Origin of the sequence: Micromonospora sp. NBRC 101691, assembly GCF_030269285.1 — a bacterium.
Lineage (GTDB): Bacteria > Actinomycetota > Actinomycetes > Mycobacteriales > Micromonosporaceae > Micromonospora > Micromonospora echinospora.
Genome location: NZ_BSTB01000027.1, coordinates 1 through 25,248 on the forward strand (window position 1 = coordinate 1; position 25,248 = coordinate 25,248).

General features: G+C 72.8%; 21 protein-coding genes and 1 pseudogene. 10 read left to right on the top strand and 12 right to left on the bottom strand.

Annotated features, from left to right (window positions below; all coding sequences use genetic code 11):
* Positions 1-239 (bottom strand): annotated as a pseudogene (locus tag QSK20_RS29085) (hypothetical protein); the annotation flags it as partial.
* Positions 240-625: 386 nt separating this feature from the next.
* Here QSK20_RS29085 and QSK20_RS29090 point away from each other — a divergent pair.
* From QSK20_RS29090 to mshC, 4 genes are all read left to right on the top strand, one after another.
* Positions 626-1,330: a histidine phosphatase family protein gene (locus QSK20_RS29090; protein WP_285791811.1), complete on the top strand. Its 705-nt coding sequence runs from the start codon at positions 626-628 to the stop codon at positions 1,328-1,330.
* A gap of 121 nt (positions 1,331-1,451) precedes the next feature.
* The gene (locus QSK20_RS29095; protein ID WP_285791812.1) at positions 1,452-2,036 is read left to right on the top strand and encodes a DUF3090 domain-containing protein; all 585 of its coding nucleotides are present in this window, start codon (positions 1,452-1,454) and stop codon (positions 2,034-2,036) included.
* The gene (locus QSK20_RS29100; RefSeq protein WP_285791813.1) at positions 2,033-2,851 is read left to right on the top strand and encodes an SCO1664 family protein; all 819 of its coding nucleotides are present in this window, start codon (positions 2,033-2,035) and stop codon (positions 2,849-2,851) included. The genes QSK20_RS29095 and QSK20_RS29100 overlap by 4 nt, the downstream gene beginning before the upstream one ends.
* Before the next feature lie 125 nt (positions 2,852-2,976).
* Complete coding sequence (gene mshC / locus QSK20_RS29105; protein ID WP_285791814.1) at positions 2,977-4,215, top strand: cysteine--1-D-myo-inosityl 2-amino-2-deoxy-alpha-D-glucopyranoside ligase; 1,239 nt, start codon at positions 2,977-2,979, stop codon at positions 4,213-4,215.
* A gap of 18 nt (positions 4,216-4,233) precedes the next feature.
* Here mshC and QSK20_RS29110 read toward each other — a convergent pair whose 3' ends face one another.
* Together QSK20_RS29110 and QSK20_RS29115 are read right to left on the bottom strand one after the other, a co-directional pair.
* The gene (locus tag QSK20_RS29110) at positions 4,234-5,025 is read right to left on the bottom strand and encodes a GntR family transcriptional regulator (protein WP_285791815.1); all 792 of its coding nucleotides are present in this window, start codon (positions 5,023-5,025) and stop codon (positions 4,234-4,236) included.
* Positions 5,026-5,188: 163 nt separating this feature from the next.
* Positions 5,189-6,058, bottom strand: coding sequence for a PAC2 family protein (locus QSK20_RS29115; protein ID WP_088984690.1), 870 nt, complete (start codon positions 6,056-6,058; stop codon positions 5,189-5,191).
* 299 nt (positions 6,059-6,357) lie between these two features.
* On the opposite strand from QSK20_RS29115, the gene metH reads away from it, so the two are divergent.
* The gene (gene metH, locus QSK20_RS29120; RefSeq protein WP_502889065.1) at positions 6,358-9,861 is read left to right on the top strand and encodes a methionine synthase; all 3,504 of its coding nucleotides are present in this window, start codon (positions 6,358-6,360) and stop codon (positions 9,859-9,861) included.
* Between the two features lie 111 nt (positions 9,862-9,972).
* Here the strand turns inward: metH and QSK20_RS29125 are convergent, their stop codons facing one another.
* The 3 genes from QSK20_RS29125 to QSK20_RS29135 form a co-directional block, all read right to left on the bottom strand.
* The gene (locus tag QSK20_RS29125; protein WP_285791817.1) at positions 9,973-10,653 is read right to left on the bottom strand and encodes a nucleoside/nucleotide kinase family protein; all 681 of its coding nucleotides are present in this window, start codon (positions 10,651-10,653) and stop codon (positions 9,973-9,975) included.
* Between the two features lie 249 nt (positions 10,654-10,902).
* Positions 10,903-11,799, bottom strand: coding sequence for a sulfotransferase domain-containing protein (locus QSK20_RS29130; RefSeq protein WP_285791818.1), 897 nt, complete (start codon positions 11,797-11,799; stop codon positions 10,903-10,905).
* Between the two features lie 82 nt (positions 11,800-11,881).
* Complete coding sequence (locus QSK20_RS29135; protein WP_285791819.1) at positions 11,882-12,754, bottom strand: hypothetical protein; 873 nt, start codon at positions 12,752-12,754, stop codon at positions 11,882-11,884.
* A gap of 268 nt (positions 12,755-13,022) precedes the next feature.
* Between QSK20_RS29135 and QSK20_RS29140 the strand changes: the two genes are divergently transcribed.
* Positions 13,023-14,030 carry a helix-turn-helix domain-containing protein gene (locus QSK20_RS29140; RefSeq protein ID WP_285791820.1) on the top strand — a complete coding sequence of 336 codons (1,008 nt, stop codon included), beginning with the start codon at positions 13,023-13,025 and terminating at the stop codon, positions 14,028-14,030.
* A 110-nt stretch (positions 14,031-14,140) separates the two neighbouring features.
* Here QSK20_RS29140 and QSK20_RS29145 read toward each other — a convergent pair whose 3' ends face one another.
* A complete protein-coding gene (locus QSK20_RS29145; protein WP_285791821.1) occupies positions 14,141-14,647 on the bottom strand; it encodes a DinB family protein in 507 nt (168 codons plus the stop codon).
* 69 nt (positions 14,648-14,716) lie between these two features.
* Here QSK20_RS29145 and QSK20_RS29150 point away from each other — a divergent pair, with 69 nt between their 5' ends.
* Positions 14,717-15,562, top strand: a complete 846-nt coding sequence (locus QSK20_RS29150; RefSeq protein WP_285791822.1) for a neutral zinc metallopeptidase — start codon at positions 14,717-14,719, stop codon at positions 15,560-15,562.
* A gap of 122 nt (positions 15,563-15,684) precedes the next feature.
* Positions 15,685-16,344: an HAD family hydrolase gene (locus QSK20_RS29155; protein ID WP_285791889.1), complete on the top strand. Its 660-nt coding sequence runs from the start codon at positions 15,685-15,687 to the stop codon at positions 16,342-16,344.
* A 115-nt stretch (positions 16,345-16,459) separates the two neighbouring features.
* Here QSK20_RS29155 and QSK20_RS29160 read toward each other — a convergent pair whose 3' ends face one another.
* From QSK20_RS29160 to QSK20_RS29180, 5 genes are all read right to left on the bottom strand, one after another.
* Positions 16,460-19,009, bottom strand: a complete 2,550-nt coding sequence (locus QSK20_RS29160; RefSeq protein ID WP_285791823.1) for an ABC transporter permease — start codon at positions 19,007-19,009, stop codon at positions 16,460-16,462.
* Positions 19,009-19,779 (bottom strand): ABC transporter ATP-binding protein, encoded by a 771-nt coding sequence (locus QSK20_RS29165; protein ID WP_285791824.1) that lies wholly within the window; start codon positions 19,777-19,779, stop codon positions 19,009-19,011. The genes QSK20_RS29160 and QSK20_RS29165 overlap by 1 nt, the downstream gene beginning before the upstream one ends.
* Before the next feature lie 299 nt (positions 19,780-20,078).
* The gene (locus QSK20_RS29170; RefSeq protein WP_285791825.1) at positions 20,079-20,759 is read right to left on the bottom strand and encodes a response regulator; all 681 of its coding nucleotides are present in this window, start codon (positions 20,757-20,759) and stop codon (positions 20,079-20,081) included.
* Complete coding sequence (locus QSK20_RS29175) at positions 20,756-21,970, bottom strand: sensor histidine kinase (RefSeq protein WP_285791826.1); 1,215 nt, start codon at positions 21,968-21,970, stop codon at positions 20,756-20,758. The genes QSK20_RS29170 and QSK20_RS29175 overlap by 4 nt, the downstream gene beginning before the upstream one ends.
* A gap of 88 nt (positions 21,971-22,058) precedes the next feature.
* Positions 22,059-22,976, bottom strand: a complete 918-nt coding sequence (locus QSK20_RS29180) for a RecB family exonuclease (protein WP_285791827.1) — start codon at positions 22,974-22,976, stop codon at positions 22,059-22,061.
* Between the two features lie 193 nt (positions 22,977-23,169).
* Between QSK20_RS29180 and QSK20_RS29185 the strand changes: the two genes are divergently transcribed.
* Together QSK20_RS29185 and QSK20_RS29190 are read left to right on the top strand one after the other, a co-directional pair.
* Entirely contained in the window at positions 23,170-24,228 is a 1,059-nt protein-coding gene (locus QSK20_RS29185) for a M50 family metallopeptidase (RefSeq protein ID WP_285791890.1), read from the top strand.
* The gene (locus tag QSK20_RS29190; protein ID WP_502889060.1) at positions 24,225-25,241 is read left to right on the top strand and encodes a tRNA (adenine-N1)-methyltransferase; all 1,017 of its coding nucleotides are present in this window, start codon (positions 24,225-24,227) and stop codon (positions 25,239-25,241) included. The genes QSK20_RS29185 and QSK20_RS29190 overlap by 4 nt, the downstream gene beginning before the upstream one ends.
* The last annotated feature ends 7 nt before the right edge of the window (positions 25,242-25,248 follow it).

Genomic DNA, 25,248 nt, shown 5'->3' on the forward strand with positions numbered 1-25,248 from the left:
ATGGCCTTCACGTTCGCGGTCTGCTCGGCGTTCAGCGGGATCCGCGACTGCGAACCCGGCTCACCGTGCGGCATCAACTTGCCCGTGTCGGGCTTCTCCGCCTGCACCACCGCCACCGGGGTCGCCGGGGCGGCCTGAGCCGACGTGTCCAGCGCGGTGCCGACCGGACCACCGACCACACCACCGGCGAAGGCCAGACCAGCAACACCGAGAACAGTCCTACGCAGCATCGTGTTCATGGGGGAGCTCCATTCAGGGGTCGGCACACCCGGGGGGGGGTGTGCGAGCACCGTCGGGCGCCCAAGGGGGAAGGAAGAAGTTCGGAGGTCCTCGGCGGGGAGCGGGGCTCACCACGCCGGGTCCAGATGTAACGACCACCGGCCGCCCGGCATTCCACCCGGCCACCCGGCCAGGGGAGCAGCGGGCTGCCACCTCGGTCGTCCAGAGGGTGTAACGACCACCGGCCGCCCGGCATTCCGGCCGGCCCCGGGCCCAGCCGGGCCGGACGGACCCTCGGAACCGGACACCGACCCCATGCGGCGCAGAGCCGACCGGCGACGCGCCGGTGGCCGGGCGCGGTCGGGCGGGGAGCGAGGAATGTCGGGTCAGGCCATAGGGTGGTCGCGTGGCGACCCTTCTGCTTCTGCGACACGGCCGGACGACGGCGAACGCCGACGGCGGACTGGCCGGTCGACAACCGGTCGAACTGGACGAGACGGGTCGGAACCAGGCTCGTGCGGTGGGCGAGCGGCTGCGTGCCCTGCCGTTGGCCGCCGTGGTGACCAGCCCTCTGGTCCGCTGCCGGCAGACCCTGGAACTGGCCCTGCCCGGGGCCACCCCGGTCGTCGAGGACGGGCTGATCGAGTGCGGCTACGGCGACTGGGAGGGACAGCCGCTCAAGAAGCTGGCGAAGGATCCCCTCTGGCCGGTGGTGCAGCAGCACCCGAGCGCGGTGGTGTTCCCCGGCGGAGAGGCGATGGCCGCGATGGCGGCCCGCGCGGTCGCGGCGGTGCGCTCCTGGGACGCCCGGCTCACCGCCGAGCACGGTCCGGCAGCGGTCTGGCTGGCGTGCAGCCACGGCGATGTGATCAAGGCCATCGTGGCGGACGCGCTCGGCGTGCACCTGGACCTGTTCCAGCGGATCGTCGCCGACCCCGCGTCGGTGACCGCGATCCGGTACACCCCGATCCGGCCGTTCCTGCTGCGGCTCAACGACACCGGCGGCGACCTGGCCGGACTGGTTCCCCCGGCACGGAAACGGCGACGCCGGACGACCCGGACGGCGGACTCGGACGCCCCGGTGGGCGGCGGCGCGGGAGCCGGCCGGTGACCGTCCCCGGCCGGGTGACGATCGGCTGGCCGGACCGTACGACACTCACCCGGCGGCCGGGACGACGATTCTGCGTCGGTGGGGTGCGCGTCCGTTCCGACGGCCGGATAGGGTCGTGGGTATGACCCACCAGGTGCACGCCTTCGAACCGCCGGAGCGGTTCGTCGCTGGAACCGTGGGCCCGCCCGGGGAGCGGACGTTCTTCCTCCAGGCGCGCGGCGGTGGCCGGGTGGTCAGCGTCGCTCTGGAGAAGGTCCAGGTCTCCCTGCTGGCCGAGAAGCTGGAGGAACTCCTCACCGAGGCGCAGCGGCGCTTCGGCGTCGAGTTGCCCGAGCTGCCGGCCACCGGCACCACCGACAACGACCCCCTGGACACGCCGGTCGACGAGGAGTTCCGGGTCGGCACCCTGGGCCTGGCGTTCGACGTCGACACGTCGACCGTGGTGATCGAAGCGATCGCCGCGGGCGAGACCGAGGTCGAGGTCGCGCTCGGTGAGGACGACGACGAGGACGATGACGACGACGTGGCCGAGCCGGACGAGGACCTGGACCGGCTCCGGGTGCGGCTGACCCCGCAGGAGACCCGGCGGTTCATCGAGCGGGCCCGCCGGGTGGTCAACGCCGGCCGGCAGCCCTGCCCGCTCTGCGGCCAGCCCCTCGACCCCGCCGGTCACCTCTGTCCCCGGCACAACGGCTACCACCGGTGACGTTGTCGGACACTCGCCCCTCCGAGGAGGAGAACGCCGCGTTGCGGCTGCTCCGCGAGGGTGAGTTCGCCCTGGAGGGGCGGCTCGTGGACGCCTCCAACACGACCCTGCGCGGCACCCTCACCCTGGACGGGGTGACCGTCCGCTGCGTCTACAAGCCGATCCGCGGCGAGCGTCCGCTCTGGGACTTCCCCGACGGCACGCTCGCCGACCGGGAGGTCGCCGCCTACCTGGTCTCCCGCGCCACCGGCTGGGACCTGGTCCCCCCGACGGTGCTGCGGGACGGCCCGTTCGGCCCCGGCTCGTGCCAGCTCTGGATCGACGAGCCGGACGACGCCGAACCGCTGGTCGGGTTCGTGCCGACGGACGCGGTGCCGCCCCGCTGGTTCCCGATCGCCGCCGCCCGGGACGACGACGGCACGCCGTACGCCCTGGCGCACGCCGACGATCCGCGCCTGGCCCGGCTGGCCGTGCTGGACGTGGTGCTCAACAACGCCGACCGCAAGGGCGGGCACGTACTGGTCGGCCCGGACGACCGGATCCACGGCGTGGACCACGGGGTGACCTTCCACGTGGAGGAGAAGCTGCGCACGGTCCTCTGGGGCTGGTCCGGCCGGCAGCTTCCGGCGGACGCGGCGCGGATGCTCGACGTGCTCGCCGGTCAGGTCGACGGCCCGCTCGGCGAGGAACTCGCCGCGCACCTGACGCTGAGCGAGATCCGCCGGCTGGCGGACCGGATCGGGGTGTTGCGGGACACCGGTCGGTTCCCCCTGCCGTCGCCGGACTGGCCGGCGGTGCCCTGGCCGCCCATCTGACCTGCGGCGTCACCCCGGAGCCGGCAGGCCGTCCGCACCCCGGCGCCCCGATCCCACCGGCGGCTGTCGGGTTGATCACCAGCACGGGTCCTCGCCGCTGTCGGAACGCTCGTTAGGCTGACGGCATGGAGTCATGGGCGGGGCACGAGGTGCCGCGGCTGCCGGGCAGGGGCGAGCCGCTGACGTTGTTCGACTCGGCGCGTCGTGGTGCACACCGGAGTGATCCGGAGGACACGGCGACCATGTACGTCTGCGGCATCACGCCGTACGACGCCACCCACCTCGGGCACGCCGCCACCATGATCACGTTCGACCTCGTCCAGCGGATGTGGCGGGACTCCGGCCGCGAGGTCGCGTACGTGCAGAACGTCACCGACATCGACGATCCGCTGTTGGAACGGGCCGAGCGCGACGGCGAGGACTGGAAGGTCCTGGCGATGCGGGAGACGGCCCTGTTCCGCGAGGACATGGAGGCGCTGCGGATCATCCCGCCGGCGCACTACGTCGGCGCGGTCGAGTCGATCCCGGACATCGCCGACCGGGTGCTGGTGCTGCTCAAGGACGGCGCGGCGTACCGGCTCGACGACGGCACCGGGGACGTCTACTTCGACGTCGCCGCCACCGGACGCTTCGGCTACGAGTCCAACCTCTCCCGCGAGGAGATGCTGGAGATCTTCCCGGAGCGCGGCGGCGACCCCGAGCGGCCCGGCAAGCGGGACCCCCTCGACCCGCTGCTCTGGCGCGGCGAACGGCCGGGGGAGCCGTCCTGGCCCGGCGGTGAGCTGGGCCCGGGGCGCCCCGGCTGGCACATCGAGTGCACCGTGATCGCGTTGAACCTGCTCGGTGACCGGATCGACGTCCAGGGCGGCGGCAACGACCTGATCTTCCCGCACCACGAGTGTTCGGCGGCGCACGCCGAGCGGCTCACCGGGCAGGCCCCGTTCGCCACCCACTACGTGCACGCCGGCATGATCGGCCTGGACGGCGAGAAGATGTCCAAGTCCCGGGGGAACCTGGTCTTCGTGTCCCGGCTGCGGGCCGACCGGGTCGACCCGATGGCGGTGCGGCTCGCCCTGATGGCCGGGCACTACCGTAGCGACCGGTCCTGGACCGACGACCTGCTCGCCGCCGCCGGGGAGCGCCTGGCCCGCTGGCGTCGGGCCGCCGCCGCCCCCGCCGGGCCGTCCGGCGCGGCGCTGCTGGCCGGGGTACGCCGACACCTCGCCGACGACCTCGACACTCCGGGCGCGTTGGCGCTGGTCGACCGGTGGGCCGAGGAGACGTTGGCCGGCACGGCGGACGACCCGGACGCACCGGCACTGGTCACCGCGACGGTGGACGCCCTGCTCGGCATCCGCCTCTGACGGCTCCCTCGACCCGGGTCAGCCGAGGACGAGGCCCGGGTCGGGGTCGGGCTCCGGCGTCGGACCGGGCACCCGGTACTCCTCGGTGAGCGTGGTCATCGGCCCCGGCCAGGTCGCCTGGGCCACCTCGATCGGCTTGCGCGCGGCGTCGTACGCCACGTGCAGCAGGTGCAGCACCGGCGTGTCCGGCCGGATCTGGAGGGTCTCCGCCTCCTCCCGGCTGGGCTGGCGCGCGCTGATCGTGTCGGCGGCGGTGACGTACCGCCGGCCGGTGGCCTCCTCCGCCTCCTGGTAGAGCGGGCGGCCGAACGCCTCGGCCCGCTCCAGCGAGGTGCCGGTGGTGTCGGCCGGCAGGAACCAGGACGCCCCCACCTCGACCGGGGAGTCCTCGGTGCGGACCAGGTGCCGCCGGACGAGCAGTTCGGTGCCGTCCGGCACACCGAAGGCGTCGGCCACCTCGGGTGGGGCGGGGGCACGGCCCACCGTGACCAGGTGCTGGCGGTACCGGGCGGCCAGGTCGGCGTGGTATCCCCGGAAGCCGCCGTAGCGCCCCCGGGAGAGCCGGTTGAGCCGCCGCCGGGTGCCCCGGACGTACGTGCCCGAGCCGGGTTTGGTGATCAGGACGCCCTCGACCCGCAGCTGGTCGACGGCGCGTTGGACGGTCTGCTTCGCCACCCCGAACATCTCGGCGATGGCCGGGATGGACGGCAGCCGTTCACCGGGTGCCCAGTCCCCGCGTCGGACCCGCGCCTTGAGCTGGTCGGCGATCTGGCGGTGCGGGAACTCGGCGGCTCCCGGGTTGATCTGCACGGCGCGGCTCCTCCCGGCCTCGAACAGCTAGGTTCCTAGGATGCCCTACGGGGTGTGTCCTCCGCCACCCCGGCACGCCTGTGCCCGAAGCAAACGGCCACGGGCCCGGGACGTCGACGTGACGTCCCGGGCCCGTGGCGAGTGGTCCGGTGGAGCTTGTGGCCTACCAGGAGCCGGCGGTCGGGCCGGCGGAACCACCCCGCCGACGCAGGTACTTCTCGAACTCCTGGGCGATCTCGTCCCCGGTCAGCGGGGTGATGCCGGCGTCGCCGACCCGCTCCTCCAGCTCCCGGACGTACTCACCGAGTTCGGCGTCCTGCTCGGCGGCGCTGCGCACCCGCTGCTCCCACTCGGCGGCCTCCTCGGCCAGGTCGGCCATCGGCACCGGCAGGTCGAGCACCTCCTCGACCCGGTGCAGCAGCGCGAGGGTGGCCTTCGGGCAGGGCGGGTTGTTGGCGTAGTGCGGCACGTGCACCCAGAACGAGACCGCGTCGACCTCGGCGCGGGTGCACGCGTCGTGGAGCACCCCGACGATGCCGGTCGGGCCGTCGTACCGGGTGGGGGTGAGCTGGTAGCGCTGGGCGGCCTCGGCGTCCGAGGCGCTGCCGCTGATCGGCAGGGGCCGGGTGTACGGCACGTCGGCCAGGAGCGCGCCGAGCAGCACCACCCGCTCGACCTCCAGGCTGTGGCACAGCTCCAGCACCTGTTCGCAGAAGGTGCGCCAGCGCATGCTCGGCTCGATGCCCCGGATCAGCACCACGTCCCGGTCGGTCCCCTCCGGGCTGGCCACCATGAACCGTGTGGTGGGCCACTCGACCCGTCGGGTGGCACCGTCGGCCATCGTGATCGTCGGTCGGCTGACCTGGAAGTCGTAGAAGTCCTCCGGATCCAGCTCGGTGACCTGGCGGGCCTGCCAGACCTGCTCCAGGTGCTCCACGGCGGCCGTGGAGGCGTCCGCGGCGTCGTTCCAGCCCTCGAAGGCGGCGATGGCCACCGGAGAGCGCAGCACCGGCAGCCCGTCGAACTCGGTCACGCCGTCACCTCACCCTGCTCGTCCCGGCCGGCGCCGGCACCACGCGTGGTGGTGTGGCGGCCCCGCGCGGCGGCGTCCCTGTTGTCCCTCACGTCGCCAGCCTACGTCCCGGCGCCGCATGCGGCCCGTCGGCCGCGCCGGTCGGTGGCCGGCACCGACCGCGCCGGTACGGCGGGACCGGCCGGTGTCCGGTGCGGAACGGGGCAACCCGGGCGACGGCCGGGCAGAATGTGGGAGCGGCGAGTACCGCTCCACCACGACGCGAGTTTCCGCACTAACCTGAACGGGTGCGGACCTCGTTGCTGAATGAGCTGTCAGACCGGATCCTCGTCGCCGACGGCGCGATGGGGACGATGCTCCAGGCGGCCGACCTGACCCTCGACGACTTCGAGGGCTACGAGGGCTGCAACGAGATCCTCAACGTCACCCGGCCCGACGTGGTGCGGTCGGTCCACGAGGCCTACCTCGCCGCCGGGAGTGACTGCGTCGAGACCAACACCTTCGGCGCGAACCTCGCGAACCTCGGCGAGTACGACATCCAGCACCGGATCCGGGAGCTTTCCGAGGCCGGCGCGCGGATCGCCCGGGCGGCGGCCGACGCGTGGAGCACTCCGGAACGTCCCCGGTTCGTGATCGGGTCGATCGGGCCCGGCACGAAGCTGCCGACGCTCGGCCACGCCGCGTACGCGACCCTGCGCGACGCGTACCAGGAGAACGCCGCCGGCCTGATCGCCGGGGGCGCGGACGCGCTGCTCGTGGAGACCTCCCAGGACCTGTTGCAGGTCAAGGCGGCCGTGGTCGGGTCGCGCCGGGCGATGGCCGAGGGCGGGACGACCGTGCCGCTGATCTGTCACGTCACCGTCGAGACCACCGGCACGATGCTGCTGGGCAGCGAGATCGGCGCGGCGTTGACCGCCCTGGAGCCGCTGGGCATCGACCTGATCGGGCTGAACTGCGCCACCGGCCCGGCGGAGATGAGCGAGCACCTGCGTTACCTCTCCCAGCACGCCCGGGTGCCGCTGTCGGTGATGCCGAACGCGGGCCTGCCGCAGTTGACCGCCGACGGGGCGGTCTACCCGCTCACCCCGGAGGAGTTGGCCGACGCGTTGGAGCGGTTCGTCACCGAGTACGGCGTCTCGCTGATCGGTGGCTGCTGCGGCACCACGCCGGAGCACATCCGGGTGGTGTCCGAGCGTCTGCACGGTGTCCGTCCGGCGTCCCGGGAGCCGGTGCGGGAGCCGGGGGTCTCCTCGATCTACCACCACGTGCCGTTCGCGCAGGACGCGTCGGTGCTGATGGTGGGGGAGCGGACCAACGCCAACGGGTCCAAGGCGTTCCGGGAGGCGATGCTCGCCGGTGACTGGCAGTCCTGTGTGGAGGTCGCCCGGGGGCAGGCCCGGGACGGTTCGCACCTGCTCGACCTCTGTGTGGACTACGTCGGCCGGGACGGCACCCAGGACATGCGGGAGCTGGCCGGGCGCTTCGCCACCGCCTCCACGCTGCCGATCATGCTGGACTCGACCGAGCCGCAGGTCATCGAGGCGGGCCTGGAGATGCTCGGCGGCCGGTGCGTGGTCAACTCGGTGAACTACGAGGACGGCGACGGTCCGGAGTCCCGGTTCGGCCGGGTGATGCCGGTGATCAAGGAGCACGGCGCCGCGGTGGTGGTGATGTGCATCGACGAGGAGGGGCAGGCCCGTACGGCGGCGGACAAGGTCCGCATCGCCTCGCGCATCGTCGACGACCTGACGGGTCGCTGGGGCATGCGGCTGCCGGACATCATGGTCGACACGCTGACCTTCCCGATCTCCACCGGTCAGGAGGAGACCCGCCGGGACGCGATCGAGACCATCGAGGCGATCCGGGAGATCGCCCGGCGGTACCCGGGGATCAACTTCACCCTGGGCATCTCGAACGTCTCGTTCGGGCTGAACGCGGCGGCCCGGCAGGTGCTCAACTCGGTCTTCCTGCACGAGTGCGTGCAGGCCGGGCTGACCAGCGCGATCGTGCACGCCAGCAAGATCCTGCCGATGGCGAAGATCCCGGACGAGCACCGCGAGGTCGCCCTCGACATGGTCTACGACCGCCGTCGGGAGGGGTACGACCCGCTCCAGCGCTTCATCGACCTCTTCGAGGGGGTGGACGCGGCCTCGGCGCGGGCGTCGCGGGCGGAGGAGTTGGCCGCGCTGCCGCTGAACGAGCGGCTCAAGCGGCGGATCATCGACGGTGAGCGCAACGGCCTGGAGGCCGACCTGGAGGCGGCGATGGCCGCCGGCACGGCGCCCCTTCTGATCATCAACGACATCCTGTTGGACGGCATGAAGGTGGTCGGCGAGCTGTTCGGCTCCGGCCAGATGCAGCTGCCGTTCGTGCTCCAGTCCGCCGAGGTGATGAAGACCGCGGTGGCGTACCTCGAACCGCACATGGAGAAGGCCGACGACGGCGGCAAGGGCCGGATCGTGCTGGCCACGGTCAAGGGCGACGTGCACGACATCGGCAAGAACCTGGTCGACATCATCCTGTCGAACAACGGCTACGAGGTCGTGAACATCGGCATCAAGCAGCCGATCAACGCGATCCTGGAGGCCGCCGAGCAGCACCGGGCGGACGCGATCGGGATGTCCGGGCTGCTGGTCAAGAGCACGGTCATCATGAAGGAGAACCTCGGCGAGATGGCCACCCGTGGCGTCGCCGAGCGGTGGCCGGTGCTGTTGGGCGGCGCGGCGCTGACCCGCGCGTACGTCGAGGACGACCTGCGGGCGCTCTTCCCGGGCGAGGTGCACTACGCGCGGGACGCGTTCGAGGGGCTGAGCCTGATGGACCGGGTGATGGCGGCGAAGCGTGGTGGCGCGCCGGTGGTGGACCCGGAGCGGGAGGCGGCGCTGGCGGCCCGGCGGGCGCGGCGGGAGCGGCAGCGGGCGATCGTCAACGAGTCGCTGCCGGAGCTGGACGACGCCTCGGTCCGTTCCGATGTGGCGACCGACGTGGACGTGCCCACGCCGCCGTTCTTCGGCACCCGGGTGGTCAAGGGTCTGCCGTTGGCCGAGTACGCGGCCCTGTTGGACGAGCGGGCGACGTTCCTCGGGCAGTGGGGGTTGCGCGGTTCGCGGGGCGGCGACGGACCCTCGTACGAGGAGTTGGTGGAGACCGAGGGGCGGCCCCGGCTGCGGTACTGGCTGGACCGGCTGACCGCCGACAAGGTCCTCGAGGCGGCGGTGGTGTACGGCTACTTCCCGGCGTACTCCGAGGGCAACGACCTGGTGGTGCTGGACGAGAACGGGAACAGCGAGCGGGCCCGGTTCTCCTTCCCCCGGCAGCGTCAGGAGCGGCGGCTCTGCCTGGCCGACTTCTTCCGGCCCCGGGGCGAGCAGTTGGACGTGGTGGCGTTGCAGCTGGTCACCGTGGGCCAGCCGGTCAGCGAGTACGCGGCGAAGATGTTCGCCCGTAACGAGTACCGCGACTACCTGGAGGTGCACGGGCTCTCCGTGCAGCTCACCGAGGCGTTGGCCGAGTACTGGCACCGCCGGGTCCGGTCCGAGCTGACGCTGCCGTCGGGGCGTACCGTCGCCGACGACGATCCGACGGACCTGGCCGGTCTGCTGCGCACCGACTACCGGGGCTGCCGGTACGCGTTCGGCTATCCGGCCTGCCCGGACCTGGAGGACCGGGCGAAGATCGTGGATCTGCTCGGGGCGGACCGGATCGGGGTGCGGCTGTCGGAGGAGTTCCAGTTGGAGCCGGAGCAGGCCACCGACGCGATCGTGGTGCACCACCCGGAGGCGAACTACTTCAACGCCAAGTGACGCCGTCGCCCTGCCCGGGTCGGCTGTGTCCGACAGTTCCGTGCCTGTCGAGTGACCGGACCGGGGAGCCGGTCGCTTGCGGCGGCTGATCCGTCAGGCGGGGTGCGGCCTTCAAGGACGGCAGATCCTGGTCTCCCAGACCGGCTGCTGGGGTTCGTCGTTGTGCACGACGATGTCGACGTGATCAGTCGGGCGCACCGTGGCGAAGTAGAACTGTTGGGCGGGGATGTAACGCTCGCGCCAGCGCCGTTCGACGTCGGCCCGTGATGACACCCGGCGCTCCCGGATCACGGCACGATCCACGGTCTCCGCGAGCGCGGTCGACACGAAGATGCGAAGGTCCCACCGATCGATCAGCTCCGGACGCATGAGGAAGACGCCGTCGAAGAGCAGCACGGCGTCGGCGGGGACAGTCGTGACCGGTGGGGACGACGCGGTGTCCGTGGTGCGGTCGTAGACCGCGTGCTGGAAGCGCCGATCTCCGTCCGGGCCGAGCGGGTCGAGCAGAACCCGGTTCAACGCGTCGTGGTCGTGGGCGTCGAAGTAGCAGCCTTCGGCCGAGTACTCACCGCGTGGGTATCGCCGCGCCCGGGGAAAGAGGAAATCGTCGATCGTGGCGCGGACGACGTGGCGGCCCTGTTCGCGCAGGACGACGGCCAACTCGTCCGCGAGGGTGGTCTTGCCGGCGGCAGGCGGTCCGTCGACGGCGACCCGCGTCGGGTGTGCGACTGCGACGGACCCGACTGCCTCAGCCAGGCGGCCGAGCAACTCGGCGCGGGTGCCTTGTTCCATGTCCTGTCCTCTCCTACCCGCTCGACCGACACCCACCGAAAGCCCGACGACCGTTTCCGGACCCGTGTCCCTTCTGGAGGTCGGTGGTGGGGTGGATCCGTGGGCGTTGTTCTCATGGCTACCTGAGGTGTGATCCGTCCGGCGTGTCGTACGTCTGGGATGCCACAACCGCGTGCGGTAACGGTTGTCCGGCCGCCGTGGTGGCTCCACCACCATCCGGGGCTTCGGTTCGGCGTGCAGCAGGTCGGGCTACCGTCCCCGGTGCAGCCAGGTCAGGAGGTCCGGTGGGGCCAGCTCGGCCGTCCGCCGGTGGTAGCGGCGGAGTTCCTCGGCGCTGAGCAGTGCTGGTCCCGCGCCGGAGCGGCCCTGCCGGAAGAACGCCTGCCGGTCCTTCAACACTCCGGCGGCGTCGGGCACCAGGACCTGGGCCCGTTCGCGCATCGCCCCGAACGTGGCCGCCTCCACCAGGGTCGCCCACCGTTCGGCCGGCACCTCGATGCCCAGCCAGGCGGCGACGCGCCGCATCTGTCCATCCAGGTCGGTCAGCAGGTCGTCGTAGTGCACCAGCAGCACGTTCGGTTCCTGCCGGCGTCGCCACGCGTCGGTCAGGTGCCAGAGAACGCCGGGCAGCGAGTCCATCGCCTCCCGGGGGTCCCGGTCGCTCTCCGTCCAGCGCACCAGCCAGTCGTGCAGCGGAGGCGGTGCCGGAGCCGGCCGCGTGTCGGCGGGTGGCGGTTCCCCGGTGAGCTGGCGCAGTCGCTCCCGGTCGATGTTCGCGCTCTGGTGGTAGAGGGACACCGCCATGTCCAGCGGATGCCGGGCCACCACGACGTACGACACGTGGGGCACGATCGGCAGCCCGTCGAGCGGGGTGTGTGTCTTGACGAAGCGCCGGTGCCGCTGGGCGGCGAGCTGGTCGAACACCTCCTGCTGGGGGGCGACCAGCCAGTCGAGCCAGGGGGAGAGCCGTACGAGCGGGGTGGATAGCTCGGCGGTCTGGAAGACCAGGAGCGCGCAGATCATCTGCATCCAGGTGGTGCCGCTCTTCGACCGGGTGCTGATGACGATGTCGCCGGGCCGGAACGGGAAAGCGAGCCAGCGGCCGCTGTCCTCCTCCTCGGATCGGTAACGCACCGGTGGGCTCATCCGAGCGAGCCTAGGGGAAGCCGGCGCGGTTCCGCCTCCGCGTTTTCCGCTTCCTGATCGCGGCGGCTACGGCGCGGCCCCGTCAGCTGGGCGGTTGTCTGCCGTGTCCGGCGAGGCTCTCCGTCGCCCGGCAGGCCAACTCGCCGGGCACCAGTTGAACCTCGCTCGGTTGCCACACCTCCACCGCTCCGGCGCGGACACGCGCGAGGAGGCATCCGTACCCACCGGATCCGCCGGCTGGATGGCGCAACGCCACACCCACCACCGCGTCCTGGGCGGTCACGTCGACCCGGACCGTGGGGTCGAGCGGGAGCCGGGCGAGCGCCGCCCGGACGGCGGGCTCGTCCGGGGTGGTCGTGGCGAGGGCCGCGCGCAGCTCGCCCAGCGACGGCACCTTCGGCTCGGGGGCCGGTGGGAAGGTCGGCCTGACGGTGGGCGAGGGGCAGGGGACGATACGCGGGGACGTCACGGACGTCGCGGTGAAGCGCAACGCGAAGCAGTAGTCCTCCGTGACCCACTCCGGTTCCAGCCATGCGCCGTCGGTGCCCGAACCGGTGACGAGCAGTACGGCGGTCACCCCGTCGGGGTGGGCGGTGTCCACGCCGGAGACCGCGACGAGGCTGGCGTCGGAGCGGGCTGTCAGGGTCCGGCCGATGTCGTCGGCCGTACGGGTGCGCACGACGGTCGGTGTCCTCAGGTCGGTGACGATCTGGTCCGCCACTTCCCGGGCGCTCGCCTCGGCTTCGGCGGTTCGTTCGGACGGGTCGGCCGGGCCGCCGCACGCCGGAAGAACCCCGGCGAGGACCAGCATCCCGGCGGCCAGGGCGTGTCCCTGCCGCGTCGACCCCAGCCGACCGCCCCGCCGGAGGTTGGAGGAGGTGACCTCGGGAGACGGCTGGTGGTTCGCTGCGGCATCGCCGACCCGGGAACGGTGTCGGCAGCGGCGGAAGGGCATGCGGACAGGGTCGCGTAGGTCCGTTCCGTACCGCATGAGTACCACTACTCAGCGTGCGGCCGTGCCCGGGGCCGCGATCGCGGGACACCCGGCCCGGTCACGTTGGCCCGTTCGGGCCCCACCTCCGGCCCGCCCGGGCCAGGGTCCGGACACCGTCCGCGACCTCGGCCGCAGGATGGCGGACACTCCGTCGATGCGGAGACACCGTCGGTCCCGCTACCGTCGTCAGTGGTAGCCCGTGGGCCGGTTCGTCACCTGGGGAGTACCGATGTCAGCTCGTGTCCGTGCCGTTGTCGACCCTCGGTTCCCCGCCGAATTGGCCCGGCTGCGCCGGAAGCGGGGCCTGTCGTTGCGCGGTCTGGCCCGGGATGTCTTCTACGGCAAGAGTTACCTGCACGATCTGGAGACCGGCCGTGCCCAGCCGACCGGTGACGTGGCCCGGCACCTGGACGACGTCCTGCGGGCCGGTGGGACGCTTGCCGCCATGGTCGTCGACACCCCGGCCGTGACCACCCGCGACGACGATCAGCGCCTCGCGTACGTGGTCTCCCATCCCACGCGGCTGGACGCGCCGGCCGTCCGTCTCCTGGCCGACGTGCTGGCTCATCAGCGCCGCCTCGACGACGCGGTCGCTGCCCCGGCGGTGCTGTCGTGGGCGGTGCCGCAGTGGCGCACGGTGCGGGATCTCGCGGTACGGGCCCGGGGACCGCATGCGCCCGAGTTGCACGCCGTGGCGGCGGAGTGGACCCAGTTCGTCGGCTGGTTGCATGCCGAAGCCCGTAACGACGCCGAGGCGGTGCGGGTGTTGGTCGAGGCCGGTGAGCAGGCCGACGCGGTCGACAGCGGTCCGCTCGCCGCGCAGGTGGAGAACTTCCGCGGCTACGTCGAACGGCAGCGCGGGAACCCGCGAGGGATCGTGCGGCACTTCCTCGCCGCGTACCACACCCCCGGGGCGTCCGCCCTGCAACGGGTGGGCGACGCGGTGCAGGCCGCCCACGGTTACGCGCTGCTCGGTGATCGGGCCGCCGCCGGCCGGCTCCTCGACGAGGCCAGTGACCTCACCACGGCTGCCGAGTCCGAGCCTCCGTTGCCGCTCGCGTACTGGTTGACGCCGACGTTCTCCCGGATGGGACTCGGACTGGCGTACCTGGCGCTGGGAGACAAGGCGGCAGCGGCGGACAATCTCCGCGCCGGGCTGACTGGCCTGCCGGCGGACCAGTGTGACGCGGAGTGGACGCAGGAGTACCGGCGAGCCCTGGTGGTCGCAATCGGCTGAGCCGGATCCATGGCACTGCCCTACTCGTGGGAAGTCGTATCCGGCGTGGAGGCCCTCGTCCAGAGGGAACAGCCAGGCAACGGCAGGGCAGCAGCCGCCACCGGGCGCGGTCACGCCCCGACGACGCCGTCGATGCCCTCGCGGATCAGGTCGGCGTGCCCGTTGTGCCGGGCGTACTCCAGGGTCACGTGCACCATCACCAGCCGCAGCGACACGTCCTGGCCCCAGCGGGCCTGGTGGCCGGTGACGTCGAGCGACGCCGCGTCCCGTTCGATCCGGCGGGCGTGGGCGACCTCGGTCTGCCACGCCTCGAACGCCTCGGCGCGGGTGGCCGCGCCCGCGTCGTACGCCGCCTGGTAGTCGCCGCGGTCGGACCAGACCAGCGGGACGTCCTCGGCGGCGATGACCCGGCGGAACCACGTGCGTTCCACCTCCGCCATGTGCCGGACGAGCCCGAGCAGGGTGAGCGTCGACGGCGGCATGGACCGACGGCGCAGTTCCCCGTCGGTCAGGCCCTCGCACTTCAACGCCAGGGTCGCCCGCTGGTAGTCGAGGAAGGCGCGGAGTGTCTCGCGTTCCCCGCCGGTCAACGGCGGCCCGATGCGGTCGATGGCCACTGTGCTGTCCTTTCCGGCGGCCGCGCCGCCGTCCCGTGGTTCCGGCGCCGAGCGTAGTTCCGGCGTCCCATGACGACCACCACGAGTAGGGAACCCGCACCGGGGCCGGCCCGTCGGCAGGCATCATCCCGAACGGGCCGGGGTACTGCTGGGCGTACCGCCGATGCCGGGGAGGGCACCGTGACACGTACCGCCGCTGGCCGATCCCGGCGCCGGCTCACCGGCCTGGTCGTGGCGCTGGTCGCGGTCGCGGCCTGCGGGGTCGGCCCGGTGGTCGACGACGGGCCGGCGGCACCGGAGCCGGGTACGACGTCGCGGGACTCGACCACCCGCGCGGACTCGCCGACCAGCGTCGAGGCGTTCCGGGAGGACATCGCCGACGCGGTCGGATCGGCGGAGACGTACTGGTCTGCCCAGTTCCGGGCCTCGGGGCAGCGGTTCCAGCCGATCCGGCGGATCCTTCCGTACCAGCGGGAGGGGGAGATCTCCTGCGGCGGGCAGGCGGTGCCCCGCAACAACGCGGTGTACTGCCCGGCGGGGGACTTCATCGCCTACGACGTGACCTGGGCGGTGTCGGCGTTCCGGCAGATCGGCGACGCGTTCCTGTACTACCTGCTCGGCCACGAGTACGCCCACGGCATCCAGGCCCGGCTGCGGGTCCGCCACCAGTACACGATCGAGCAGGAACTCCAGGCCGACTGCATGCCCGGGGCGTACCTGGGCGGATCGGCCCAGGCCGGGGTGCTGCAACTGGAGGAGGGCGACCTGGAGGAGTTCCGGGAGGGCCTGCTCGCCGTCGCGGACGGTCCGGGCCAGCCGTGGTTCGCGGAGGGCTCGCACGGCACCGCCCGGCAGCGCACCGAGGCGTTCTTCTCCGGGTACGAGAAGTCCCTGACCGCCTGCCGCCTGGGCTGACCGGCGGTTGACCCACGTCTCCCCGCCGGGGAGCGGTGCCACCGGCCGGGGGGCCGGCTGCGAGGATCGGCGGGACCACCGCACCCTGGGAGGATCCGCTGAGCAGTCAGCCGCCCGCCGCCGTGCTCTTCGACATGGACGGCACCCTCGTCGACAGTGAGAAGCTCTGGGACGTCGCCCTCTACGAGTTGGCCGCCGAGTACGGAGGCAGGCTCTCCGAGGAGGCCCGGCTCGCCATGGTGGGCTCCAGCATGGCCGACTCGATGGAGATCCTGCACGCCGACCTGGCGCAGCCGTGGCGTGACCCGGCGGTCAGCGCGGCGTGGATCGACGATCGGATCGTGGAGCTGTTCCGCACCGGACTGCCCTGGCGTCCCGGTGCCTCGGCCCTGCTCCGGGCGGTCCGTGCCGCCGGCCTGCCGACCGCGTTGGTCACCTCCAGCGGCCGGCGGCTGGTGGAGATCGCGCTGGACACGCTCGGCCGGGACAGCTTCGACGTGGTGGTCTGCGGCGACGAGGTGGAGGCGACGAAGCCGCACCCCGAGCCGTACCTGACGGCGGCGCGGCTGCTCGGCGTGCCGATCGACCGGTGCGTGGCGATCGAGGACTCGCCGACCGGGGTGGCCAGCGCGTTGGCCGCCGGTGCGGCGGTGCTGGCGGTGCCGGCGGAGGTGCCGGTGCAGGCGGCCGACGGGGTGCACCTGCGGGAGACCCTCGACGGCGTGGACCTGGCGGTGCTGGCGGCCCTGCTCCGCCCGCCGACCGCCCCGCCCGCCGGGTAGCCGACGTCCCCTGTCGCCCGTCAGGTGGTAGCAGGGGACCCCTGCTCCGCAGAAAGCGGTAACAGGGGTCCCCTCCTACCAACCAGCCCTACCGATACCGATCAGTCGCCGCCCGTCAGTCGTGGGCGATGGCGCCGAGGACGTTGATCCGGGCGGCCCGGATCGCCGGGAGGGCTGCGGCGATCACGCCGATCAGCGCGGCGAGCCCCAGGAACACGCCCATCTGCGACCAGGGCAGGACCAGGTCGGTGATGCCCTCCTCCTTGAGGGCCCGGACCACGGCGGCGCCGAGCCCGGTGCCGACCGCCACGCCGAGCAGCGCGCCGAAGACCGAGATCACCACGGCCTCCACGGTGATCATCCGCATGGTCTGCGCCCGCCGCAGTCCGATCGCCCGCAGCAGGCCCAGCTCGCGGGTGCGTTCCAGCACCGACAGGGCCAGCGTGTTGACGATGCCGAGCACGGCGATCACGATCGCCAGGGCGAGCAGGATCTGGATCATCGTGAGCAGCTGGTCGAACGCCCCGGTCTGCTGCTCGACGAAGGCCGCCCGGTCGGCGACCGACACCTCCGGGCTGTCGGCGACCAGTTCCTCCAGCCGGGGCTGCACCTGCCCGATGCTGGTGCCGTCGGCGAGCTGCACCAGCGCCAGGTAAGGCTGCGGGACGGTGAAGTCCGCGGCGCTCTCCCGGGGCAGCAGGTACGAGCCGGGCAGCCGGTCCTCGGGCACGATCGCGACGACCGTGTAGGTGTGCCGGGCGCCGCGCGCGAACTGCACGGTGAGGGTGTCGCCGACCGCCTTGCCCTGGTCCTTCGCGACCGGTTCGCTGAGCGCGACCTGGTCGGGCCGGAGGGTGGCGAGGGTGCCGGAGCTGGCCTTCGCGTGGTAGATCCGTCCGACCGCGGCCAGGTCGGTGGCGGCGTTGACGTACCGCCGTTCGCCGTCGACCTCGGCGACGTCGTTGAACAGCCCGACGGCGGTGCTCACTCCGGGCAGCGCGGCGGCCTTGTCGACCACCGCCGGGTCGAAGGTCGGCAGTTGGGGGCCGGTCTGCGCCCCGGAGATCGTCAGCTCGGCGTCGATGGTGTCCGCTGCCCGGTCGGCGATGCTCGACTTCGCCGAGTCCAGCACCACGGTCACGCCGGTGACCAGGGCGATGCCGACCATCAGCGCGGCGGCCGTGATGGCGGTGCGGCGCGGGTTGCGCCCGGAGTTGAGTCGGCCCAGCTTGCCCGGCACGGACCAGGCGAAGACCGCTCCCAGCAGGGAGACCACCGGCCGGCTGATCAGCGGGGTGAGCAGGGCCACCCCGACGAACGCGAACAGCACGCCGCCGAGGATGGCGGCCAGGGTGCTGCCGCCGGCGTTGTCGGTGAGGCCGAGCGCGAGCAGGACCGCGCCGACCGTGGTGACCACCGCCCCGGCGACGGTGATCTTCGTCAGCGGCCGGTCCGGGGTGGCCACGTCCTGCATCGCCGCGATCGGCGGGATCCGGGACGCCCGCAGCGCCGGCAGCAGCGCCGCCACCAGCGTGATCAGCATGCCCACCGCGAAGGAGCTGATCACCGCCGCCGGGGGCACGGCCAGTCCGGCCAGGGTGAGCCCACCGGCGACCTGCCCGAAGACGTACGCCAGCAGCGCGCCGATGCCGATGCCGGCGGCGAGGCCGAGCACCGAGGCGAGCAGCCCCACCGCGATGGCCTCCAGCACCACCGAGCCGATGATCTGCCGGCCGCTGGCCCCGATGGCCCGCATCAGGGCCAGTTCCCGGGTGCGCTGCGCCACGATGATCGAGAACGTGTTGAGGATGAGGAAGGTGCCGACCAGCAGCGCCACCCCGGCGAAACCGAGCAGGATCTGGTTGAAGAACGACAGCCCCTCCTTCAACCCCGCCGAGGCGGCCTCGGAGGCCTGCTCGCCGGTCTTCACGTCGTACTCGGCGCCGAGGACGCCCGCCACGTCGTCGCGCAGCGCCTCGGGGCGTACGCCGTCCTCGGCGCGCACGGCGATGCTGTTGTACGTGCCGGGCTGGCCGAGCATCAGCCGCTGCGCCACCGGCGTGGTGAACATGACCTCGTGGGCCCCGCCGACGCTGTCCCGGTCGCCGCTGTAGCCGAAGACCCCGACCAGGGTGAACTCGCGCTTCGGTTCGAGGGTGAGCACGCCGACCCGGTCCCCGACGGACACCTTCGCCGCCTCGGCGAGGGCCGCGTTGACCACGATCTCGTCGTCGGCGCGGGGTTCGCGTCCCTCGCGCAGCCGTACCAGGTCGCTCTCGCCGAGCCAGTTGCCGCCCAGCTGCGGCGGGCCGAGGGTGGGCACCACCTTGCCGTTGCTGCCGATCAGCCGGGCGCCCTGCCCGACGACCACACCGGTGGCCTCGGCCACCCCCGGCAGCGCGTCGACCTTCCCCAGGGTGGCGGCCGGGAACGGGGGCGCGGCGAGTTGGCCCTGGGTCTCGTCGCCCGCGATCTTCGGCTTTGCGGTGATGTCGACGTCGATCCCCTCGTACGCGTCGGCGAAGATCGCGTCGAAGGAACGGCCGAGGGTGTCGGTGAGCACGAACGCGCCGGAGACGAACATGACGCCCAGCACCACCGCCAGGCCGGACAGCAGCAGGCGGACCTTCCGGGCCAGCAGGCTCTTCAGCGTCGCCCGGAGCATCAGTTGGTCACCTCGGTCACCGGGGCGTCCAGCTTCTTCATGGTGTCCAGCACGGTGTCGGCCGTCGGCTCGATCAGCTCGGAGACGATCTGCCCGTCGGCGAGGAAGACCACCCGGTCGGCGTACGCGGCGGCCGTCGGGTCGTGGGTGACCATCACGATGGTCTGCCCGTGCTCCCGGACCGAGTTACGCAGGAACCGGAGCACCTCCGCGCCGGAACGGGAGTCCAGGTTGCCGGTCGGCTCGTCGGCGAAGATCACGTCCGGACGGGAGACCAGGGCGCGGGCGCAGGCGACCCGCTGCTGCTGGCCGCCGGAGAGCTGGTTCGGCCGGTGGTCCAACCGGTCCCGCAGACCGACCGTGTCGATGACGGTGTCGTACCAGGCCGGGTCGGGTTTGCGACCGGCGATCGACAGCGGCAGCAGGATGTTCTCCTTGGCGGTCAGCGTCGGCAGCAGGTTGAACTGCTGGAAGATGAAACCGACCTGGTCGCGGCGGAGCTTCGTCAACCCGGCGTCCTTCAGGCCGGTCACCGTGGTGTCGCCGATCGACACGCTGCCCCGGGTGACCGTGTCCAACCCGGCCAGGCAGTGCATCAACGTCGACTTGCCCGAGCCGGACGGACCCATGATCGCGGTGAAACGGCCGCGTTCGAACTCCACGTCGACCCCGCGCAGCGCGAGGACCTGGGCCTCGCCGCTGCCGTACACCTTCCACACCTCACTGGCGCGGGCCGCGACCTGCGCGTGGCGGTCCACCATAACGGTCACCGTTCCCCCTCGAATAGCTTCTGCCGCCGCACCGCCCCCGCTGGTCGGTGCGGCATGATGTCATCCTCGGCCCCCGGCCGGGACGATCCGTCCGCCCGGAGGCGGAACGGGAACGGATTTTCCGCTGCGGGTCGGCCCCGATCCCGTACTCGGGGTGACCCCTGAGCGTGGCCCTTCCCCGGTCGGCCCGGCCGACGCTAGGAGCTGACGTCACGTCAGGGTCAAACGACGCGGCGGACAACCCGTTCCCGTGCGTCACGCTACGTGGTGCCGGCAACCCGGGGAGCCGGTCGGCGCGGTCAGCCCCGGGGCCGGACCAGCCCCGACTCGTACGCCAGCACCACCGCCTGCACCCGGTCCCGCAGGCCCAGCTTGGTCAGGACGTGACCGACGTGCGTCTTGATCGTCGTCTCGCTGACCGACAGCGCCCGGGCGATCTCGGCGTTGGACAGCCCCCGGGCGACCTGCACCAGCACCTCCCGTTCCCGGTCGGTCAGCGAGCCCAGGTGCTTCGGCGGCGTCGACGACGGGTCGGGCAGCAGGTCGGCGAAGCGGTCCAGCAGCCGCTTGAGGATCCGTGGCGCGACCACCGCCTCGCCCGCCGCGACCGTCCGGATCGCGGTGACCAGGTCCTCGGCCGGCACGTCCTTGGCGAGGAAGCCGCTGGCCCCGGCGCGCAGCGCCCCCACCACGTACTCGTCGAGGTCGAAGGTGGTCAGGATCAGCACCCGCACGGGCAGTCGCGCCTCGACGATCGCGCGGGTCGCCGCCACCCCGTCCATCCGGGGCATCCGGATGTCCATCAGCACCACGTCCGGCAGGAGCCGGCGGGCCAGGTCCACCGCCTCGACGCCGTCCCCGGCCTCGGCGACGATGTCCAGGTCGTCCTCCGCCCCCAGCACCATCCGGAAGCCGGTACGCAGCAGCGGCTGGTCGTCGGCGAGCAGCACCCGCACCGGCCGCGTCGTACCCTCGGTCATGCCACACTCCTGCCGTGCCGGGTGCCCGCGCCGGACGCGAGCTGGTCCATCGGTAACGTCGCACTGACCTGGAAACCGCCGCCGGGCCGCCGGCCGGTGCGCAGGACCCCACCGTAGAGGCCGACCCGTTCGCGCATCCCGACCAGACCGTGTCCGATCCGGTCGGGTGTGTCGAGGCCGGGCCCCCGCCCGGTGTCGGTGACCTCCACGTCCAGCGACACGTCGCCGAAGGTCAACCTGACCTGCGCGGTGGCCGGACCGGCGTGCTGGAGCGCGTTGGTCAGGGCCTCCTGCACGATCCGGTAGACGGTCAGGGTCACCCCCTCCTCCAGCGGGCCGGGAGTGCCCTCCACGGTCAGCGTCACCGGCAGCCCCGCCTCGCGGACCTGCTCGACCAGCGACTCGATGCCGGCCAGGCCGGGCTGCGGCGTCAACTCGGCGGCCGGTTCGTCGGTGCGCAGCACGTCCAGCAGGCGGCGCATCTCCCGCAGGGTGGACCGGCTGGTGTCCTCGATGGTGGCGATGGCCTCGTCGGCGGCGTCCGGGTCCCGGCGCAGCACCCGCCGTGCGCCGGTGGCGAGCACCCCCATCACGCTGACGTGGTGGGCCACCACGTCGTGCAGTTCGCGGGCGATGCGGCGCCGCTCGTCGGCGACCGCCTGCTCGGCCAGGGAACGCTGGTTCGCCTCCGCCACCCGGGCCCGCTCCCGCAGCGCCTCGGTGGAGGCGCGGCGGGCGTGCACCGCCCGGCCCACCGAGAACGACACCAGACCGACCAGCAGGTTGTTCAACACCAGGTAGGCGGGGCTCAGCTCGAACACACCCGTCGGCGGTACGAGCACGTTGAGCGCCGCGACGGGCAGCCAGAGCGCCAGCGCGGCGAGGATCGCCGGCCGGGTCGGCCGGTTCGCCGCCATCGTGTACGTCAGCACCACGAACGCGATGCTCTGCGTGGCCGGGGCGTACCCGACGAGGGCGGGCAGGAGCAGGGTCAGCACCGCCGCGCCGACCGCCCACCAGGGCGCCACCCGACGGACCGCCACCGGCGCGGCGCAGAGCACGCTCCAGCCGATCGCCACCGGGAGCTGTCTCGGCCAGAACTCCCGGGGCGTGAGCAGGGTGAACAGGACGTCCACCAGCACCAGGCCGACGGCGAACAGCACGTCCGCGGCGAGCGGGCGTCGACGCAGCCAGTGGGGGAGTTCCGTCACACCACGACGCTATCGGCCCCCGAGCCGCGATGATCGTCGCCGACGGTGAACCCGGTCTCATCCTCCTGGATGAGGCCGGGTCCTCCTCTCATTCGTCCGCGCCGGGTGCCGGGGCGGGCCGGGAGCGGGCGTCGCGCAGCGGGTCGGCGCTCGCCGCCGCCTCCGGGAACGGTGGCGGGGTCCCGCCGAAGGTCGGGCAGTGCGTCTGGTGGCTGCACCAGTCGCAGAGCCGGCTGGGCCTCGGCCGGAAGTCCTGACGCTCGGTGGCCTGCTCGATCGCCCGCCACAGGGCGACCACCGTGCGTTCGAACCGTTCCAGTTCCTCGGCGTCGGGGGTGTAGTCGCAGACCTCCGCGTCGCGCAGGTAGAGCAGGCGCAGCACCCGTGGCACGACCCCCCGGGTGCGCCAGAGCACCAGGGCGTAGAACTTGAGCTGGAACAGCGCCCGCGCCTCGAACGCCTCGCGGGGCGCGCCGCCGGTCTTGTAGTCGACCACCCGCAGCGCGCCGTCCGGCGCCACGTCGAGCCGGTCGACGTAGCCCCGGATCAGCAGCTCGTCGTCGACCACCGCCGAGATCAGACTCTCCCGTTCGGCGGGCTCCAGCCGCTGCGGGTCCTCGACGGTGAAGTATCCGTCGAGCAGGGTGGTGGCGGAGCGGAGGAAGTCGGCCACGGCGGCCGGGTCGTCGCCGGGGAAGAGGCCGGCCAGTTCCGGCTGCTCGGTGACCAGCCGGTCCCACTGGGGGGCGACCAGGTCGCCGGCGGCGGTCGGGGTCCGGCCGGCGGCCGGCAGGTCGAACAGCCGCTCCAGCACCGCGTGCACCAGCGTGCCCCGGACCTGCTCCACCGACGGACGCTCGGGCAGCCGGTCGATGCTGCGGAACCGGTAGAGCAGCGGGCAGGTCTTGAAGTCGGCGGCCCGGGACGGCGACAGCGACGCCCGGACCGTCGGGGGCACCTGCGTCGGAGCCGTCTGCTGCTGGGTGGTCACCGGTTCCGCCGTCATGCCCAGGAAGGTTAGGGCACCGGTGTGACAGGGGCACCTCGTCGCCGCGCCGAACCGACCCGAGGAGACACCCGCCCGGGTCCGTAGCATCGACCCGATGGAGGAGAAGCCCCGCCCGCGCTCCCGGTCCGACCGGCGTCCCGGCCTGGCCGTGGGCCGGGTGTTCGGGGTGCCGCTGCACCTCAACACCTCGATGGTCCTGCTGGCCCTGCTGGTCACCGTCCTGTACGCGGTGTTCGCCCGCCGTCAGCTCGGCCTCTCCCCGTTCGCCGGCTACCTCATCGGCGTCGGATTCGTGGTGTCGCTGCTCGGCTCGGTGCTGCTGCACGAACTCGGACACGCCCTGACCGCCCGCCGCTACGGCATCGGCGTGCGGGGGATCACCCTGGAACTGCTCGGCGGGTACACCGAGATGGAGCGGGACGCCCCGTCCCCCCGGATCGACCTGGTGATCTCCCTCGCCGGGCCGGCGGTCTCGGCGGTGCTCGGCGTCGCCGCCGTGGCGGCCACCCTCGCCCTGCCGGACCGCACCCTGGCGCACCAGCTCGCCTTCCAGCTCGCGGTGAGCAACGTCGTCGTCGCGATCTTCAACATCCTGCCCGGCCTGCCCCTGGACGGCGGGCGGGCCCTGCGGGCGGCGATCTGGTCGGCCACCCGCGACCGGCACCTCGCCACCGAGATCGCCGGCTGGGTCGGGCGGGCCGTCGCCCTGGGCACGGCGCTCCTGGTCGTCGCGCTGACCGTGTGGGACGTGCTGGCGCCGCTGGCGTTGCCGCTGGTGCTGCTGGTCGCGGCGACCCTCTGGCGGGGCGCCGGCCAGTCGATCCGGATCGCCCGGATGAGCCGACGGTTCCCGCTGGTCGACCTGTCCCGGCTGGCCCGTCCGCTGCTCGGGGTGCCCAGCGGCACCCCGCTGGCCGAGGCGCAGCGCCGCCGGGCTGAGAACGGGCCCCCGGACGCCGCGCTCGCCGTCACCGACTCCGCCGGCCGTCCGGTCGCCCTGGTCGACCCGGCCCGCGTCGCGGCGGTACCGCCCGAGCGACGGCCCTGGCTGGCGGTCGACGAGGTGGCCCGGTCGCTGGCCACGGTGCCCGCCCTGCCGGTCGGGCTCGACGGGGAACGCGTGGTGGAGGCCGTGCAGACCCACCCGGGCGCACAGTACGTCGTGACCTCAGGCGAAGATGTCGTCGGCGTTCTGCACATCGCGGATCTGGCGCAGCTCCTGGAACCCAAACGGAAGATGAACACGTGACCGCACACCCCACCGCCCTCCCGGCCGAGAACGGCACCCCGGTGCCCGCCGACCCGCCGGCGCTGCCCCCCGTGCACCGGGGGCCCTTCCGCCCCGGCGACCGGGTCCAGCTCACCGACCCGAAGGGGCGGATGCACACGGTCACCCTGGAATCCGGCAAGGCCTTCCACACCCACCGGGGCATCCTCGAACACGACGCGCTGATCGGACTGCCCGACGGCAGCGTGGTGACCACCTCCGGTGGCGGCACGGCCTTCCTCGCCCTGCGCCCGCTGCTCTCGGACTACGTGCTCTCCATGCCGCGCGGGGCCCAGGTCATCTACCCGAAGGACTCGGCGCAGATCGTCGCGATGGGCGACATCTTCCCCGGCGCGAAGGTCCTCGAGGCCGGCGCCGGCTCCGGGGCGCTGAGCTGCTCGCTGCTGCGCGCCGTCGGCACCGGGGGAGAGCTGCACTCCTTCGAGATGCGCGACGACTTCGCCCAGATCGCCCGCCGCAACGTCGAGGCGTTCTTCAACGGCCCGCACCCGGCCTGGCGGCTGCGCGTCGGCGACGTCGCCGACTGCCCGGAGACCGGTTTCGACCGGATCATCCTGGACATGCTCGCCCCGTGGGAGATGCTCGACATGGTCGAGCGGGCCCTCGTCCCCGGTGGGGTCCTGATCGGGTACGTGGCCACCACCCCCCAGCTGTCCGAACTGGTGGAGGCGTTGCGCGAACGGGGCGGCTGGACCGAGCCACGGGCCTGGGAGTCGCTGGTGCGCGACTGGCACGCCGAGGGGCTCGCGGTCCGACCCGACCACCGGATGATCGCGCACACCGCGTTCCTGGTCTCCGCCCGTAAACTCGCCCCCGGTGTCACCGCGCCGCCCCGTCGGCGCAAGCCGAGCAAGGGCACCGAGGCGTACGTGCAGCGTCGGCAGTTGCTGCGCGACGCCGAGGCGGCCCGACTGGCGGCGGCCACACCGGCCGGGCCGGACGGTGTCGCCCCGGAGGAGACGGACACCCCGTGACGGTGGA

Coding starts and splice junctions, on each gene's coding strand:
- QSK20_RS29095 (WP_285791812.1), top strand. CDS start 1,452: ATGACCCACCAGGTGCACGCCTTCGAACCGCCGGAGCGGTTCGTCGCT.
- mshC (WP_285791814.1), top strand. CDS start 2,977: ATGGAGTCATGGGCGGGGCACGAGGTGCCGCGGCTGCCGGGCAGGGGC.
- QSK20_RS29125 (WP_285791817.1), bottom strand. CDS start 10,653: ATGGAACAAGGCACCCGCGCCGAGTTGCTCGGCCGCCTGGCTGAGGCA.
- QSK20_RS29130 (WP_285791818.1), bottom strand. CDS start 11,799: ATGAGCCCACCGGTGCGTTACCGATCCGAGGAGGAGGACAGCGGCCGC.
- QSK20_RS29135 (WP_285791819.1), bottom strand. CDS start 12,754: ATGCCCTTCCGCCGCTGCCGACACCGTTCCCGGGTCGGCGATGCCGCA.
- QSK20_RS29140 (WP_285791820.1), top strand. CDS start 13,023: ATGTCAGCTCGTGTCCGTGCCGTTGTCGACCCTCGGTTCCCCGCCGAA.
- QSK20_RS29150 (WP_285791822.1), top strand. CDS start 14,717: ATGACGACCACCACGAGTAGGGAACCCGCACCGGGGCCGGCCCGTCGG.
- QSK20_RS29160 (WP_285791823.1), bottom strand. CDS start 19,009: ATGCTCCGGGCGACGCTGAAGAGCCTGCTGGCCCGGAAGGTCCGCCTG.
- QSK20_RS29170 (WP_285791825.1), bottom strand. CDS start 20,759: ATGACCGAGGGTACGACGCGGCCGGTGCGGGTGCTGCTCGCCGACGAC.
- QSK20_RS29180 (WP_285791827.1), bottom strand. CDS start 22,976: ATGACGGCGGAACCGGTGACCACCCAGCAGCAGACGGCTCCGACGCAG.
- QSK20_RS29185 (WP_285791890.1), top strand. CDS start 23,170: ATGGTCCTGCTGGCCCTGCTGGTCACCGTCCTGTACGCGGTGTTCGCC.